This window comes from Brevundimonas mediterranea (assembly GCF_011064825.1).
In the GTDB taxonomy this organism is placed as follows: Bacteria; Pseudomonadota; Alphaproteobacteria; order Caulobacterales; family Caulobacteraceae; genus Brevundimonas; species Brevundimonas mediterranea_A.
This window is the reverse complement of the sequence record NZ_CP048751.1, coordinates 1195717-1210207: the sequence shown is the minus strand read 5'-3', so window position 1 is coordinate 1210207 and position 14491 is coordinate 1195717. Positions and strand designations below refer to the sequence as shown.

At 68.5% G+C, this 14491-nt stretch carries 18 protein-coding genes; 10 read left to right on the top strand and 8 right to left on the bottom strand.

From position 1 onward, the window contains the following. Nucleotides 1-4 precede the first annotated feature (4 nt). The gene (locus GYM46_RS05975; RefSeq protein WP_008262494.1) at nucleotides 5-1339 is read right to left on the bottom strand and encodes an SAM-dependent methyltransferase; all 1335 of its coding nucleotides are present in this window, start codon (nucleotides 1337-1339) and stop codon (nucleotides 5-7) included. A 209-nt stretch (nucleotides 1340-1548) separates the two neighbouring features. Between GYM46_RS05975 and rplU the strand changes: the two genes are divergently transcribed. The 3 genes from rplU (at nucleotide 1549) to GYM46_RS05960 (ending at nucleotide 3192) form a co-directional block, all read left to right on the top strand. Beyond that, nucleotides 1549-2103, top strand: coding sequence for a 50S ribosomal protein L21 (gene rplU / locus GYM46_RS05970; RefSeq protein WP_008260603.1), 555 nt, complete (start codon nucleotides 1549-1551; stop codon nucleotides 2101-2103). Between the two features lie 100 nt (nucleotides 2104-2203). Continuing rightward, the gene (gene rpmA, locus GYM46_RS05965) at nucleotides 2204-2491 is read left to right on the top strand and encodes a 50S ribosomal protein L27 (protein ID WP_035309791.1); all 288 of its coding nucleotides are present in this window, start codon (nucleotides 2204-2206) and stop codon (nucleotides 2489-2491) included. Nucleotides 2492-2658: 167 nt separating this feature from the next. Next, nucleotides 2659-3192: a GNAT family N-acetyltransferase gene (locus GYM46_RS05960; RefSeq protein WP_040349887.1), complete on the top strand. Its 534-nt coding sequence runs from the start codon at nucleotides 2659-2661 to the stop codon at nucleotides 3190-3192. Between the two features lie 19 nt (nucleotides 3193-3211). On the opposite strand, the gene GYM46_RS05955 is transcribed toward GYM46_RS05960, so the two are convergent. The 3 genes from GYM46_RS05955 to GYM46_RS05945 form a co-directional block, all read right to left on the bottom strand. After that, complete coding sequence (locus tag GYM46_RS05955) at nucleotides 3212-3406, bottom strand: hypothetical protein (protein WP_164952623.1); 195 nt, start codon at nucleotides 3404-3406, stop codon at nucleotides 3212-3214. A 129-nt stretch (nucleotides 3407-3535) separates the two neighbouring features. Then, nucleotides 3536-4060, bottom strand: a complete 525-nt coding sequence (locus GYM46_RS05950) for a BA14K family protein (RefSeq protein ID WP_008263838.1) — start codon at nucleotides 4058-4060, stop codon at nucleotides 3536-3538. A gap of 102 nt (nucleotides 4061-4162) precedes the next feature. Next, complete coding sequence (locus tag GYM46_RS05945; RefSeq protein ID WP_008260054.1) at nucleotides 4163-4684, bottom strand: hypothetical protein; 522 nt, start codon at nucleotides 4682-4684, stop codon at nucleotides 4163-4165. Nucleotides 4685-4899: 215 nt separating this feature from the next. Between GYM46_RS05945 and GYM46_RS05940 the strand changes: the two genes are divergently transcribed. After that, nucleotides 4900-6102, top strand: a complete 1203-nt coding sequence (locus GYM46_RS05940) for a threonine ammonia-lyase (protein ID WP_008264208.1) — start codon at nucleotides 4900-4902, stop codon at nucleotides 6100-6102. After that, the gene (locus tag GYM46_RS05935; protein ID WP_008262311.1) at nucleotides 6083-6598 is read left to right on the top strand and encodes an FKBP-type peptidyl-prolyl cis-trans isomerase; all 516 of its coding nucleotides are present in this window, start codon (nucleotides 6083-6085) and stop codon (nucleotides 6596-6598) included. Before GYM46_RS05940 ends, GYM46_RS05935 begins: the two co-directional genes overlap by 20 nt. 34 nt (nucleotides 6599-6632) lie before the next feature. Here the strand turns inward: GYM46_RS05935 and queG are convergent, their stop codons facing one another. After that, the gene (queG, locus tag GYM46_RS05930) at nucleotides 6633-7748 is read right to left on the bottom strand and encodes a tRNA epoxyqueuosine(34) reductase QueG (protein WP_008261519.1); all 1116 of its coding nucleotides are present in this window, start codon (nucleotides 7746-7748) and stop codon (nucleotides 6633-6635) included. A gap of 56 nt (nucleotides 7749-7804) precedes the next feature. After that, the gene (locus tag GYM46_RS05925; RefSeq protein ID WP_008260572.1) at nucleotides 7805-8338 is read right to left on the bottom strand and encodes a DUF2239 family protein; all 534 of its coding nucleotides are present in this window, start codon (nucleotides 8336-8338) and stop codon (nucleotides 7805-7807) included. Nucleotides 8339-8396: 58 nt separating this feature from the next. Here GYM46_RS05925 and GYM46_RS05920 point away from each other — a divergent pair, with 58 nt between their 5' ends. Next, nucleotides 8397-8732 carry a GIY-YIG nuclease family protein gene (locus GYM46_RS05920; RefSeq protein ID WP_008260920.1) on the top strand — a complete coding sequence of 112 codons (336 nt, stop codon included), beginning with the start codon at nucleotides 8397-8399 and terminating at the stop codon, nucleotides 8730-8732. A gap of 89 nt (nucleotides 8733-8821) precedes the next feature. Here the strand turns inward: GYM46_RS05920 and fzlA are convergent, their stop codons facing one another. Further along, nucleotides 8822-9508, bottom strand: a complete 687-nt coding sequence (gene fzlA, locus GYM46_RS05915; protein ID WP_008263197.1) for an FtsZ-binding protein FzlA — start codon at nucleotides 9506-9508, stop codon at nucleotides 8822-8824. A gap of 60 nt (nucleotides 9509-9568) precedes the next feature. Further along, complete coding sequence (locus tag GYM46_RS05910) at nucleotides 9569-10594, bottom strand: cation diffusion facilitator family transporter (protein WP_008262757.1); 1026 nt, start codon at nucleotides 10592-10594, stop codon at nucleotides 9569-9571. Between the two features lie 155 nt (nucleotides 10595-10749). Here GYM46_RS05910 and GYM46_RS05905 point away from each other — a divergent pair, with 155 nt between their 5' ends. The 4 genes from GYM46_RS05905 to GYM46_RS05890 are packed head-to-tail and all read left to right on the top strand — an operon-like array spanning nucleotide 10750 to nucleotide 14489. Further along, on the top strand, nucleotides 10750-11922 hold the full coding sequence (locus tag GYM46_RS05905; protein ID WP_040349889.1) for a citrate/2-methylcitrate synthase: 1173 nt from the start codon (nucleotides 10750-10752) through the stop codon (nucleotides 11920-11922). A gap of 38 nt (nucleotides 11923-11960) precedes the next feature. Further along, nucleotides 11961-12761: an undecaprenyl-diphosphate phosphatase gene (locus GYM46_RS05900; RefSeq protein ID WP_008263566.1), complete on the top strand. Its 801-nt coding sequence runs from the start codon at nucleotides 11961-11963 to the stop codon at nucleotides 12759-12761. A gap of 47 nt (nucleotides 12762-12808) precedes the next feature. Next, on the top strand, nucleotides 12809-13720 hold the full coding sequence (locus GYM46_RS05895; RefSeq protein ID WP_008259157.1) for a class I SAM-dependent methyltransferase: 912 nt from the start codon (nucleotides 12809-12811) through the stop codon (nucleotides 13718-13720). Nucleotides 13721-13754: 34 nt separating this feature from the next. Then, nucleotides 13755-14489 (top strand): pseudouridine synthase, encoded by a 735-nt coding sequence (locus GYM46_RS05890; protein ID WP_008259891.1) that lies wholly within the window; start codon nucleotides 13755-13757, stop codon nucleotides 14487-14489. Nucleotides 14490-14491 lie beyond the last annotated feature (2 nt).

Genomic DNA, 14491 nt, shown 5'->3' with positions numbered 1-14491 from the left:
GATCTCAGCGATAGAGAGAGGCGCGATCCAGCGGCAAGCCCGACTTACCGGCGCGTCGCTTCTGGGCCACGGTCTGGTAGACGAGAATGGAGCCGCGTTCGAAGCCCTTGGCGCACATGGCGAAGAATATCAGCCACAGGCGGGTGCGTTCCTCTCCAACCATGGCTATGGCCTCGTCCCGGCGGGCCATCAGGCGGCGGGACCATTCGGCGGTGGTGGCCTGGAAATGTTCGCGCAGGTTCTCGACGTCCAGCACCTCGAAACCCATGCGGCCGAGGTTGGTTACGGTCATGCCGATGGTGTCCAGCTCTCCGCCCGGGAAGATGAAGCGGCCGATCGTGCGCGTTGCGGTCGTCTGGGGGGTGATGTTGCCGATATCGCGGCCGCCGCGGCGGACGGAGGCCTGGTGGAAATACAGGCCTCCCGGCTTCAGCAGGCGATGCATCTCCAGGAAGTGACGGTCGTGGTTGGCGAAGCCGACGTGTTCGAACATCTCCACCTGGCTGATGGCGTCGAACCGTCCGGTCATCTCCAGGTCGCGATAATCCTTGAGCTCCAGGGTGATCCGGTCCTGCAGGCCGAGGCGGGCGATCTTGGCGTTGGCGAAGGCGAGCTGTTCCTCGGACAGGGTCACGCCGTGGACCTTGACGCCATAGTGCCGGGCCGCCCAGCACGACAGACCGCCCCAGCCGCAGCCGATGTCGAGCAGGGTTTGGCCGGGCTTGAGACGGAGCTTCCTGCAGATGAGGTCCAGCTTGCGGGTCTGAGCGTCCTCCAGCGACTGGTCCGCGTCGGCGTAACAGGCGCTGGAGTAGACCATCTCCGGGTCCAGGAAGAGGCCGTAGAAGTCGTTGCCGACATCATAGTGGAAGGCGATGAAGTCCTTGTCCGTGCGGGCGGACTTGTCCTGACGCTGGCCGGCCTCGCCGGTGGGGTCATAGGCGGCGTCGCCAACGGAGCGCGCGCGGCCCGCCAACAGGAAGGGGATCAACGCGCGCGCGATCAGCCCCTTGTTGACCCGGCGCGGCAGGTGGACGGCGCGGCCATGGTCCCAGCGATCGGCGGCTTCCAGGGGCGATCCGCCCTCAATGCGCACGTCGCCCGTGGCGTAGAGCTCAAACAGGGTCATCAGGCCGGGCTTCAGCACCAGCCGGCGTACGGCGGAGGGATCGGACAGCACGATGCGGATGTCGTCGCGGGCGCCAGGGCCCAGAGGAAGGACCTCGCCCGTCCAGAGCTGCAACGACAGATCGGCCTGTAGATGTCCCGCGATGTGCGCAACGATCCGACGCGCGGCGGCCGTGCGCGAATCCTGGCCGCCTGTAGCGACGGTGGTCATGTGATCTTGTCCCCGAATTTCATGCAGGCCGCGACCTTACCGAATTGATCGAACGGCGCTAGATGACGGGGTGAAATGCTGCGCCGCTTGAATTTCCGCCGTGTGCAGCGTTGACTCCGAGACGCCCTTCCGTATATGTCGCCGCTCTTCGCCCCCGGGGGTCTCTCCGGAGGGCGTCTTCATTTTTGCGTTTGCGCTGAGGCTTCAACATGTACGCGGTGATCAAGACCGGCGGCAAGCAGTACCGGGTCCAACCGGGCGATACGATTGTCGTCGAAAAGCTCGATGGCGACGCCGGCTCGGAGCTGAAGTTCGACAGCGTCCTGATGCTGGGCGGCGACAAGGGCGTGACCCTGGGCGCTCCCCTGATCGACGGCGCCTTCGTCGGCGCCACCCTGGTCGAAACCCGCAAGGGTGAGAAGATCAAGATCTTCAAGAAGACCCGTCGTCAGGGCTATCGCCGCACCAACGGCCACCGCCAGATGGAATCGGTCCTGCGCATCACCGGCATCGAAGGCGCCGGCGAGATCGCCAAGTGGGACGGCAAGGTCGATCTGACGACCAAGGCCGAGATCAACCTGCGGGCCCGCAACCTGGCTACCCGCGGCGCGACCTCCGCGCTGGGTTCGATCGAGACGGTCGTGACCGACGTGGACGGCGCCGAGGTCAAGGGCGTCGTGGTCGAGAGCTCGGCTCCCGCCAAGAAGGCACCGGCCAAGAAGAAGGCCGCGCCCAAGGCTGAAGCCGCCGGCGACGAAGCCTAAGACATTCACCGGCGCCTCACAGCGCCAGACCAGTTAAAGAGAGACGTCCTCAAGTAGGCCGAAAGGCCGGTAGGACACTCAGGAAAGACGGAGCGGCAAGATGGCTCACAAGAAATCCGGTGGTTCGTCGCGTAACGGTCGCGACTCCGAGTCGAAGCGCCTCGGCGTGAAGAAGTTCGGCGGCGAGCGCGTGCTGGCCGGCAACATCATCGTGCGCCAACGCGGCACCACCTTCCACCCGGGTGAGAACATCGGCATGGGCCGTGACCACACCCTGTTCGCCCTGACCCACGGCGCGGTGAAATTCACCAAGAAAGCCGGCGGCCGATGCTATGTGTCGGTCCTCGCGGCCAATGACGACGCCGCCCAGGCTATGGCGGCCGAGTAACGCAGTCTGGAACACTCCGGATCGCGTTGCTCCTGAAAGCAGCCCGTCCGGACCAGGGAAGATATTCCGCGGGGAGTCTGGATCACCAGGCTCCCCGTTTGCGTTTCCCCGCCTCGTAGCCCGCCCGAGCCCTCCAAGGTGGCGGTCCTTACGAAGAGGCGACTGTCATGTGCGTCATCGAAACCTCCCCCATCGTCGAGACGCGGCGTCTGGTGCTGCGCGCGCCCGCGCCCCAGGACGCGCCGCGCATCGCCGCCCTGGCCAATGATCTGGACATCGCGCGCATGACCAAGCGGATGCCGCATCCGTTCCGGGTCGAGGACGCCGACGACTTCGTGCTTCAGGTCGCGTCGCAGGATCCTGCGCGGGCCAACACTTTCGTCATTGAACATGAGGCGGCCGGGCCGGTCGGGGTCATCGGCCTGTTCGAGGGCGAGGATCGGGTTCCGGAGGCGGGATACTGGATTGGGCGCGACTACTGGGGGCGGGGCTTCGCCACCGAGGCCCTGGACGCCGCCCTGGTCTGGGCCAGCCGCAAGTGGCGGCGACGCGCCCTGGTGGCCGGGCATTTCGCCGACAATCCCGCCTCGGGCCGGGTGCTGGAGAAGTCCGGCTTTCTCTACACGGGCGAGACCCGCCGGGCCTGGAGCCGGGCGCGGCGCGCCGAGATCGAGACGCGGATGATGGTGTGGCTGGCCTGAGCGGCCAGCCTTGGTCCGGTCAGCCGGCCATGCTGGGGCCGAAGACGGCGGCGGCGCCGACCAGGCCCGCGACCAGCATGGCTACGGCCCCGGCGACGAAGGCCGTGGCCGTGCGCGCACGACGGCGCCGTGCGCCGCCCGCGCGGTATTTGCGGATCAGGATCATGGGGCCTCGGGTAAAGGCCTCGGACCCGATGATGTTGTGCTGGGACAAGAAGGCGCTCCCCGACTGTCTCTTGAGCAGGGATCTGTCCGGGGTCGGAGTGGTCAGAAGATGGCGATCCGCGTTACCGGGGTCGCATCTTCGTGAGGTGCGGACGCTCTAGAGGCGTCGCGACCTCGGTCAGCCGCAGAAGACGAGCCGGCCGTCATAGGTGCGATAATAGCCGCTGGCCCGGTCGTAGGAGCGATAGACGCTGCGGCACCAATCCACCCGGCGGGCGTCACGGCCATAGGCCGGGCGATCATAGGCTGAGCCCCCGCCGGGATAGACCAGGTCCGGCCGGCCATAGGCGCCGGGATAGACGCCGGGGCCGCTGGAATAGCTGTAGCCATAGCCGGCGGGGCGATAGCGCCGCGTATGGGCCGGCCGCTGGTCGCGCCAGGCGGCGCCGCAGTCGGTGCGGGCGGCGTCCCAATAGGCGTCGCAGCGATAGTCGCCGGGCCGGTCCGCCTGGCCGTTGAAGTCGTATCGAGCTCCGGAACCATAGGTCTGGTTGCGTCCATAGGGCCGATAGGCGTCCCGACCCGGATAGGCCCCGCCGTCCCGGGGGGGCTCATGGCGGGGCGGGGCGTCGTACCAGGTCTGAGCCACAGCCGGGGCGGTGGACAGGGCCGCGGCGACGGCGGCGATCAGAGCGAGTTTCATGGTCAATCCCCAGTACGGCCGTCCGGGCCGGGCGGATGGGAACGCTTGGATGACGCCTACTGTATCGAACGACGACTTACAGGCCTGTGCTACAGACCGATGTTACATGGCGACATTGACGACGCGGCCGCCCCGGGTGTCAACGCGGCGCATCAGCACCAGGGGGGCTTCGTCGCCTGTCCGGACCGGGACGATCAGGAACCAGCCGCCGTCGGGCAGGCCGCTGAACCGGAAACGGCCGTTTTCGCAGCGCGTGTCCCGGACGAAGCCGCTGTAGTTGGCGTTGGCGTCCGGCACGGTGCGGGCGCGGACCACGGCGGCCGGCACGGCGGCCCGCTCGGTCGAGCCGTACAGGGTGCGGAAGCGGGCGCGGGTATAGGGGGTGTCGGGCGTCAGGCCGGCCGAGGCGACGCAGGCGTAGGCCTTGCCGTCCTGAGTATAGGTGACGCGGCCCTCGATGGCGGCCTGGCCCGGACGTTCCGACCAGGCGAAGTCAGCGGTGTTGAAGGCGGCGGGGCCGCCGACGGGGGCGCCGGTCGGGAAGGTGGTGGGGGCGCAGGCCGACAGGGCGCCGACGGCGAGGCCCAGGACCAGGGCGGCGGGGGCGAGGGGGCGGATCGACATGGGGCTTCCTCCGGAAATCCGGACCGCCCTGGGGGGAGGCGGGGCCGGAAATGATCGTGGACCGGTCGCGGGGGTGCGACGATCCTCTATCGCACGAGCGACAACGCGACTGCCACGGTCAAGGTTGCGCCCTCTGGACCGGGAACCGACAAAGCGCGAAAGAGGCGAGAGAAAATTCGTCGGGCGATCGCCCGGCGGCAGAGTGGAATCCGATCATGACCGTCACCTTCGCCGATATCCAGGCTGCTCAGGGCCGAATCGCCGGTCAGGTGGACCGCACCCCCACCCGCCATTCCCGCAAGCTGTCGCAGCTGACCGGGGCCGAGGTCTGGGTGAAGTTCGACAATCTGCACTTCACTGGCAGCTTCAAGGAGCGCGGGGCGTTGAACCGGCTGCTGATGCTGACGCCGGAAGAGCGCAAGCGCGGGGTGGTGGCGGCCAGCGCCGGGAACCACGCCCAGGCCCTAGCCTATCATGGCGGACGGCTGGGAGTGCCGGTGACCATCGTGATGCCGGAGGGGACCCCCTTCGCCAAGATCAACGGCACCCGGTCCCACGGGGCGACGGTGGTGATCCAGGGCCTGGACTTCACCGGCTCGACCGAGGCCGCCAAACGGCTGGAGGCGGAGAAGGGCTATGTCTTCGTCTCGGCCTTCGACGACGAGGGGATCGTGGCGGGCCAGGGGGTCTGCGCCATCGAGTTCCTGGAGGACGCGCCGGATCTGGAGGCCCTGCTGATCCCCATCGGCGGGGGCGGGCTGATCGCCGGCTGCGCCATCGCGGCCAAGGCGATGAAGCCGGACATTAAGGTGTTCGGGGTCGAGGCGGCGCGCTATCCGTCCTTCACGGCCCGGCGAGCCGGCAAGCCCCCGGTCTGCACCGGCCAGACCATCGCCGAGGGCATCGCCATCAAGGCGGTGGGCGACATCCCCTTCGCCCTGGCGAACCCCTTGGTGGACGAGGTCTTCGTCTGTGAGGAGGCGGACTTCGAACGGGCGGTGGCCTCTTACGTCACCTATGAGAAGACGGTGGCGGAGGGAGCAGGCGCCGGCGGTCTGGCGGCCCTGCTGGCCTATCCCGAGCGGTTCAAGGGGATGAAGGTCGGGCTGGAGCTGTGCGGCGGCAATATCGATGCGCGGATGCTGGCCGTGGTGCTGAATCGCGAGATGGTCCGTGAACGGAGGTTGCTGGTCTACCGCATCCTGGGCGACGACCGGCCGGGCATGTTGTCGGCCATGGCGGCGGTGATCGGGGGCCTGGGCGGCAATATCATCGACGTGGTCCACAATCGTCTGGCGCTGGACGTGCCGGCCAAGGGCGCGGAGTTCGACATCATGGTCGAAACGCGCGATAGCGCCCACGCCGACGAGATCGGCGAGGCCTTGAAGGAACGCGGCTATGAACTTCGGATGGGGTAGGGCGGCCGTCGTCGCCGTTCTGATGCTGGTCGGCTGTGGCCGGTCGGAACCGGTCGATCCGAACGCCGGCAAGGCGGAAGCCGCCGCTTTCATGGAGAAGAACGCCAAGGAAGAAGGGGTCCAGACCCTGGCCAGCGGGCTGCAGTACCGGGTGGTCCAGGCGGGTCCGGCGGGCGGCGTCAGCCCGGACCGTAATGACCTGGTCAAGGTCGATTACGAGGGCAAGCGGGTCGACGACACCGTGTTCGACAGCTCGTTCGCGCGCGGGGCGCCGGCGGTGTTCACGCCCGAGACCGTGGTGCCCGGCTGGACCGAGGCCCTGCAGAAGATGCACGTCGGCGACGAGTGGATCCTGTTCGTGCCGCCGGCGCTGGGCTACGGCGAACAGAGCAGCCCCAAGATCCCGGCGAACTCGGTGCTGATCTTCCGGCTGAAGCTGCTGGACGTGGCCAAGGTTCCGGGCGGCGGATCCGGCGCAGGGACGGCGATGGGGTGATCCCCGTCTTCTGCGCGAGGCCGCTTGCGCAGAATTAGGCGCTCAGGCCATGCCATTCGCGCAGAACCTGGGGGTCGGTCTCTTTCGTCGCCTGACGCAGGACGGCGAAGTCGGCGGGGGCCATCAGACGCGACAGGGCCCAGACGGCGGCGCCGCGCACCAGGGGGGCGGGGTCGCTGAGCAGGGCTTGCGTCGGGGCGATCAGGGTCGGGTCGTTGGAATTGCCGACCGCATAGAGGACGTTCCTCAGGAATCGGTCGCGGCCGATCCGCTTGACCGGGCTCTTGGTGAACAGGGCGCGGAAGGCGGCGTCGTCCAGCGCCAGCAGGTCGGCCAGGCGCGGGCTGTTGAAGGCGGGGCGGGGCGCCAGCCGGATTTCGCGGGCTTCCTGGGCGAACTTGTTCCACGGACAGACGGCCAGACAGTCGTCGCAGCCATAGATGCGCGAGCCGGTCAGGGTGCGGAACTCGACCGGCCAGGGATCGGCGAACTCGATGGTCAGGTAGGACAGGCAGCGCCGGGCGTCGAGCTGGAACGGGGCGGGGAAGGCCTTGGTCGGACAGGCGTCCAGACAGGCGGTGCAACGGCCGCAGTGTTCGGTCTCGGCCGCGTCCGGTTCGATCTCGGCGGCGGTCAGGATCGTGCCCAGGAACAGCCAGTTGCCGTGGGTGCGGCTGAGCAGATTGGTGTGTTTGCCCTGCCAGCCCAGTCCGGCGCGCTGGGCCAGGGGCTTTTCCATCAGGGGGGCGGTGTCGACGAAGACCTTGATGTCGGCGCCGTTGCGGGCCGCGATCTGGCCCGCCAGCTGTTTCAGCCGACCCTTGATAACCTCGTGATAGTCGTCGCCCCGCGCATAGACCGAGATATAGGCGGCGGAACGGTCGGCCAACTGGTCCAGCGGATTGTCGTCGGGGCCGTAGTTCATGCCCAGGACGATGGCGGTTTTCGCCTCGTCCCACATGGCGGTGGGGTGCTGGCGGCGGTCCAGCGTCGTTTCCATCCATTCCATGTCGCCGTGCCGGCCTTCGTCCACGAAATGACGCAGCCGCTCGCCCGCCGGCCAGGCGTCGGCCGCCGAGGCGAAGCGGCAGACATCGAAGCCGAGCTCGGCCGCGCGCTGGCGGATGAAGGTTTTCAGGCGATCGGACACGGGGCGGGGGATAGCATAGTTTTCTCCCTCCCCCGCAGGGGGAGGGAGAGTCGAGTCTATGCGGCCTCGCCGTCTAGCAACTCCAGAATCTGGCCCTGGATGTCCGTGGGCCACGGCGCGATCAGGGCGGCGAGCCGGTCGCGGTCGCCGGCGAACAGGGCGCGGCTGGCCTCTTCGAAATCGGGGGCGTCGCCGGCCATCTCGACCATGAACCCATAGGCGGCCTCGGTGCGGCGACGTCGCGCGTCGCCGTCCGCGCCGGTCTTGCGGGCCTGGTCCACCAGACGACGCAGGACGGCCGAGGCGCCGCCGGGCTGGGCCGCCAGCCAGTCCCAATGGCGAGGTAGAAGCGTGACTTCGCGTGCGGCGACGCCCAGGCGCGGACGGCCGCGCCTGGGAGCCGGAGCTGGTTCTGCCTCGCGGAGGTCCAGGTCGACCGGGCGGCCGGTCGCCAGATCGAACACGCGCAGCGCGGCTTGAGGCGAGGCCGCCAGGGCCTTGCGGAAAGCGGCCACGACAGCGGCGTCCGAGCCTCTGGCGATGCGGTTGGGGCCGTCGAACAGCACCAGATCGCGATCTTCGTCGCTCATGTATTTACCCGGATAAAATTAGCTGTCATGTTTATACCCGGATAAATAAGAGAGCGCCATGACCCAGACAAATCGCAAGAGCCTGATCGCCGCATACAAGGAGCGGCCCACCATCGCCGGGGTCTATGCCGTGATCTGCAGCGCGACGGGCCAGGTCTGGGTCGGCAAGAGCCGCCACATCGACACCGAACAGAACGGGCTGTGGTTCGCGCTGCGCCACGGCGGCAGCCCGTACCGGTCGCTTCAGGCGGCGTGGAAGGCGCACACGCCCGAGGATTTCCGCTTCGAGCAGCTGGATCGCTTGCCGGAGGATATCTCGGACCTTCGTCGCAAGGACGAACTGGTCAGCCGGGCGAAGCTGTGGATCGCGCGGTTGGGTGCGGAGGCGTTGTAAGGGCGGCGGTGCGCTTGTGCTCTGCCGGCCCCACCCGGTCGCTGCGCGACCGCCCTCCCCCGTGGGGGAGGGAGAGGCGGTGGTAGGCTTCAGAAATCCAGGTCCGCATACCAGGCTGAGGGCGGCACGCCGACGAACCTGTCCGCCAGCAGGGGGCGGAAGCAGGGACGGGATTTGAGTTTGGAGTACCAGGTCTTCAGCGACGGCCAGTTGGCCCACTGAATCTCGCCGAAATAGTCGAGCACCGACAGGTGTGCGGCGGCGATCAGGTCGGCCTGGCTGAGGCGGCGGCCGGCCAGCCAGTCGCGGGCGGCGACCAGGTCTTCCAGCATGGCGAGGTGGGATTTCAGGGCGTCGCGGCCGTGGCGCAGGGCGCGGGCCTCGGGCGGGCCCAGTTTGAGCAGGGGTTTCTCCATCCGCTCATGCAGCAGGACGGCGTCGACTTCATCGGTGAAGCGGCGCTCGAACCAGCCGGTCAGGCGGCGCGCCTCGGCCCGTTCGGCGGGGTCGGCGGACAGAAGCAGGGGGGCCTTCTGCTGATCCTCGATCCAGCCCAGGACGGCGGGCAGTTCGCACAGGGTCAGGGGGCGGCCGCGATCCGTGGTCTGGACGACAGGCGGCAGGCCCGAGGGGTTGAAATCGTTGACCGGACAGTCGTCCTCCCACGGTCGGACCGGGGTGTCGGTCCATTCGATACGCGCCTCGCCCAGAGCCAGGCGCGCGGCGCGCGAGGCGGGCTGGAAGGCGAAATGGAACAGGACGGTGGACTCGGACATCGCCGTTTGATGCGCCGACACCCGTTAATGTCCATTTACCGGATCGCGATCAGGACAGGATCAGGACCAGGGGCCTTTGGGCGGGGCGGTCGTGGGGGCGGCCGTGCGTGGTTCGGCGGCAGCTGTCGATACCGACGCGCCGGGAGCGGCATGCGGCGGCGTGTCGGCGGCGGGCGGGCAGACCCGGCCGCGCGGATCGGCGTGAAACAGGATGTCGGCGGCGGGAAAATGGCTGAGCACCCGGGTCTCGGCTTCCACCACGATGGCGTGGGCGGCGTCCAGCGTCAGGTCGGGGTCCAGATCGACGTGCATCTGAACCATCATCACCTGGCCCGCCATGCGGGTGCGCAACTGGTGGACGCCTGAGATGCGCGGGTCGGCGAGAACGGCGTGGATGACGGCGGCGCGGTCCGTCTCGGGCACGGCGCGGTCCAGCAGATGGTCGGCGGCGGCCTTCAGCATGCCGGTCGCCCCCCAGAACAGCCAGACGGCGACCACCAGGCCGGCGGCGGCGTCCAGGCCGGGCGCCCCCAGGAAGGCGCCCGAGATCACCCCGATCAGCACCACCAGATTGGCGGCCAGGTCGGCGGCGTAGTGGGCGCGATCACCGGCGACGGCCATGGAGCCGGTCTTCTTAAGGGCCCGGGTCTGCATCCAGACCAGCCAGGCGGTGATGGCGATGGAGACGATCACCACCCCGGTCGCCCAGCCGCCGGAGGTGACGGGACGCGGATCGAAGATGCGCTGAATCCCCTCCCACCCGATGAAGATGGCGGAGGCGAAGACCAGACCGGCCTGGACCATGGCGGCCAGGGCCTCGCCCTTGCCGTGGCCGTAGCGATGATCTTCGTCCGCCGGTGTGGCGGCCCAGCGCACGGCGAAGAAGGTCGCCAGCGAGGCGACCAGATCCAGCACCGAATCCGTCAGCGTCGCCAGGATGGAGACCGAACCGGAGGCGCCCAACGCAAAGGCCTTCAGCACGATCAGCACCAGAGCGACCCCGACCGACAGTCGCGTGATGCGGCGGGTGGCCAGATGAGCGTCTTCAAGGGGCGCGGGTGCGGGAGGAGGAGCGGGCGACGTCATTCCCGCCTCTTGTCGCGCAATCGTGGCGGAATGCCAACCGCAGGCCCTAATTCGAGCGCCTCCTTTGGATTGCGGCGTGCGTTAGCGTTAAGGACACACAACGGCGCTATGTCGAACGCCGTACATAGTTGATGGGCATCAGTCGTGGGGACGACATGAGCGCTGACGAACGCTGGATCGCGCGGAGCGAGGCCCTGACCCGGCTTGGGGTCAAGGCCCAGACCCTGTACGCCTATGTCAGTCGCGGCCGGATCGCCGCCCGACCCGATCCCACCGATCCCCGACGCAGTCTGTACGCCGTCTCCGACGTGGCGCGGCTGTGCGGCGAGGGCGGCGCCGAGGCGGACGGCCCCGAAGTGCGGGCGCCGGTCATGGGGGCGGCGGCGCGGGGCGAGGCGGACATCCAGTCCTCGGTGTCGCTGATCGCCGACGGTCGGCTGTTCTATCGCGGTCTGGACGCGGTGCAACTGGCGGAGACCGCGACCATAGAGACGGCGGCGCGCGCCCTGTGGGACGCCCGCGAGACCAATCCCTTCGCCGATCTGAAGCCTCGCATCGACCCCATCGTCGGCGGATCCACCCAGAGGCGGGTCCTGGCCGTGCTGGGCCGCCGCGCCATCGAGGACCGCGCGCTTCGGACCCATGACCCCGTCAGCCTCAAGCGCGAGGCCGCCTCTCTGCTGAGCGAGGTGGTGGACAGCGTCTCCGGGCCGGGACCCCGCCTTTATCTTCACCAGCGGCTGGCGCGCGGCTTCAAGGCGGCCGAACGCGACAGTCATCTGATCCGTCGCGCCCTGGTGCTGGGCGCCGACGCCGGCCTGGACGACGCGGTCCTGGCGACGCGGGCGGCGGCGGGCGGGGGCGCACCCCTGGCCGGCGCCGTTCTGGCGGGCGCGACCACCCTGGGGGGGACGCCGCTGACGGAAATCGACGATGTCGTGGCCTATGTCGGCGAGGCGCGGCGCGATCCGACCGGCGCGGCGCGGCGCTGGATCGGGCTGAAGGGGTGCGCGCCGGGCTTCGCGGCGGATACGGAATTCGGCCGGGTCGATCCGCGCGCCCCCGCCCTGTTGGATGCTGCGGACCTGACGGCGGACCTGAAGGCGGTCTGGACCGAGGGCGAGGCGGCGGGCGGACTGCCGCCGGGCTTCGGTCTGGCCCTGGCCCTGACGGCGCGCCGACTGGACCTGGGTCCGACGGGGGCGGGGGACCTGTTGATGCTGGGGCGTCTGATCGGCCTTCTGGCCCATGCTGTGGATCAGGCGGCGGACGGCTCGCCTATCCGGGCGAGATTGCGCTATGTGGGGCCCGAGCCGGGCTCCCACTGACGTTTTTCGGTCAGGCGGGCCGGCCCCACGGGGATATCATGTCTGACTGGCTTGCAGCGATCATTCTCGGTCTGGTCGAAGGACTGACCGAGTTCATACCGGTGTCCTCCACCGGCCACATGCTTCTGCTCGGCCATTTCATGGGCTTTCAGAGTTCGGGCAAGACGTTCGAGATCGTCATCCAGCTCGGCGCCCTGCTGGCCATCGTCAGCGTCTATTTCCGGCGACTGTGGGCGCTGGCGACCCGCTGGCCCTTCGATCCCGAGGCGCGGCGGTTCCTGATCGGTCTGCTGGTCGCGTTCGCGCCGGCGGTGGTGATCGGCTTCCTGGCCTATGGCTTCATTAAGGACGTGTTGTTCGAGACGCCGCAGGTGATCTGCGTCGCCCTGATCGTCGGCGGGGTGATCCTGCTGCTGCTGGACCGGATGGACAAGCGGCCCCAGTGGCTGGACGCCAACCAGTATCCGATGCGAATCTATTTCCTGATCGGCCTGTTCCAGTGTCTGGCCATGATCCCCGGCGTGTCGCGATCCGGCGCCACCATCGCCGGCGGCCTGCTGCTGAAGACCGACAAGCGGTCGGCGGCGGAGTTCAGCTTCTTTCTGGCCCTGCCCACCATGGGGGCGGCGGTGGCCTATGACCTGCTGAAGAACCACAAGACGCTGGATTTCAGCGACGTCGGCCTGATCGTGGTGGGCTTCGTCACCGCCTTCCTGACGGCGCTGGTGGTGGTGCGGTTCCTGCTGGACTTCGTGTCCAAACACGGGTTCGGCCCCTTCGCCTGGTGGCGGATCGTGGTTGGAGTTGTCGGGCTGGCGCTGTTGCAGGCAGGGTTCTGAGTCCCGCGACGCTGGCGAATTGCAGCGTCTGCCTCTAAGGGGCGGGCATGACCACGCTTCTTTACGGCCGACCGCCGGTCGTCTTCGATCCTCCCGGCACTGGAGCGGGCGGCGCGATCCAGACCTCGCCCCTGATCCCCGGCTCCACCGCGCTTGAGACCGTGCCCGAGGGTTCGGTCGATGACGTCATGATCTACGCCCCGCCCGGTGTGTTGGAGCGGCGCTATGCGCTGGCCCTGGCGCTGAGGGCGCTGAAGGTCGGAGGGCGGCTGGATGTGATGGCGCTCAAGGACAAGGGCGGGTCGCGGCTGAAGAAGGAGCTGACTGGCTTCGGCGTCGAGGTGGGCGAGACGGCCAAGGCGCACCACCGCCGCTGTATTGTGATCAAGCCCGAGACCCTGACCGGGATCGATGAAGCCATAGCCGAGGGCGCGCCGCGGATCGTGCCGGGGTTGGAGGCCTGGTCCCAGCCGGGCGTCTTCGCCTGGGACCGTATCGACGCGGGTTCGGCCCTGCTGGCCCAGCATATGCCGGCGCTGAAGGGGGCGGGCGTCGATCTGGGCTGCGGCTATGGCGCGCTGGCGACGGTGGCCCTGCGGTCGGCGGCGGTGACGTCGCTGCGGCTGATCGACCTGGATCGCCGGGCGGTCGAGGCGGCGCGGAAGAATGTCGAAGATCCGCGCGTGAGCATCGAATGGGCCGATGTGCGGACGATGACCGCGGACGGCGAACTGAACTTCGTCGTCAGCAATCCGCCCTTCCACGACGGCGGGGCCGAGGATCGCCGGCTGGGCCAGGCCTTCATCAGGAAGGCGGCCGAATTGCTGAAGAAGGGCGGGGTCGCCTGGATCGTGGCGAACCGGCACCTGCCGTACGAGGCGGAGCTGAATACGGCGTTCAACCGGGTGCGGCTGGTCGCGGATGCGGGCGGGTACAAGCTGTTCGAGGCGGTGAAGTGAGCCCGCGCTCAAGCAGCCCGAAGGGCGATAGCGCATGAAAAAAGTCCCCACCTCTCGCGTCGACCGTCTGCTGGGGTCGATGGGCTATGGGTCGCGGGCCGAGATGGCGCGGATGGCCAAGGCCGGAGGGATCGTGCTGGACGGGGCGGATCTGACGGATGTGTCCAGGCGGATCCCGGTGACGCGCGACCTGCCGACGCGGATGGAGATCGACGGCGAGCCGCTGGATCCGGTGCAGGGTCTGGTGATCCTGCTGAACAAGCCGCTGGGCATGACCTGTTCGCACAAGGAAGAGGGGGCGCTGGTCTATGACATCCTGCCGGGGCGGTGGCGGTCGCGCGATCCGGCCATCTCGACCATCGGGCGGCTGGACAAGCAGACCACGGGCCTGTTGCTGCTGACCGACGACGGGGATCTGCTGCACCGGGTGATCAGTCCCAAACGCCATGTGGCAAAGGTGTATCGCGCCGGGCTGGCGCGGCCGTTGATGGGGACGGAAGGCGACTTGTTCGCCTCGGGCGAACTGGTGCTGGAGGGCGAGGACAAGCCGCTGGCGCCGGCCGTGCTGGAGGTCGTGTCCCCGACCGAGGCCCTGCTGACGGTGACGGAGGGCCGCTATCACCAGGTGCGACGCATGTTCGCCGCCGCCGGCAACCACGTCGAGACCCTGCATCGCGAACGGCTGGGCGGGCTGGTCCTGCCGGCTGACCTGGCGCCCGGACAGTGGCGGTTGCTGACGCCGGAGGAGATCGCGTCGATCTTCGTCTGAGC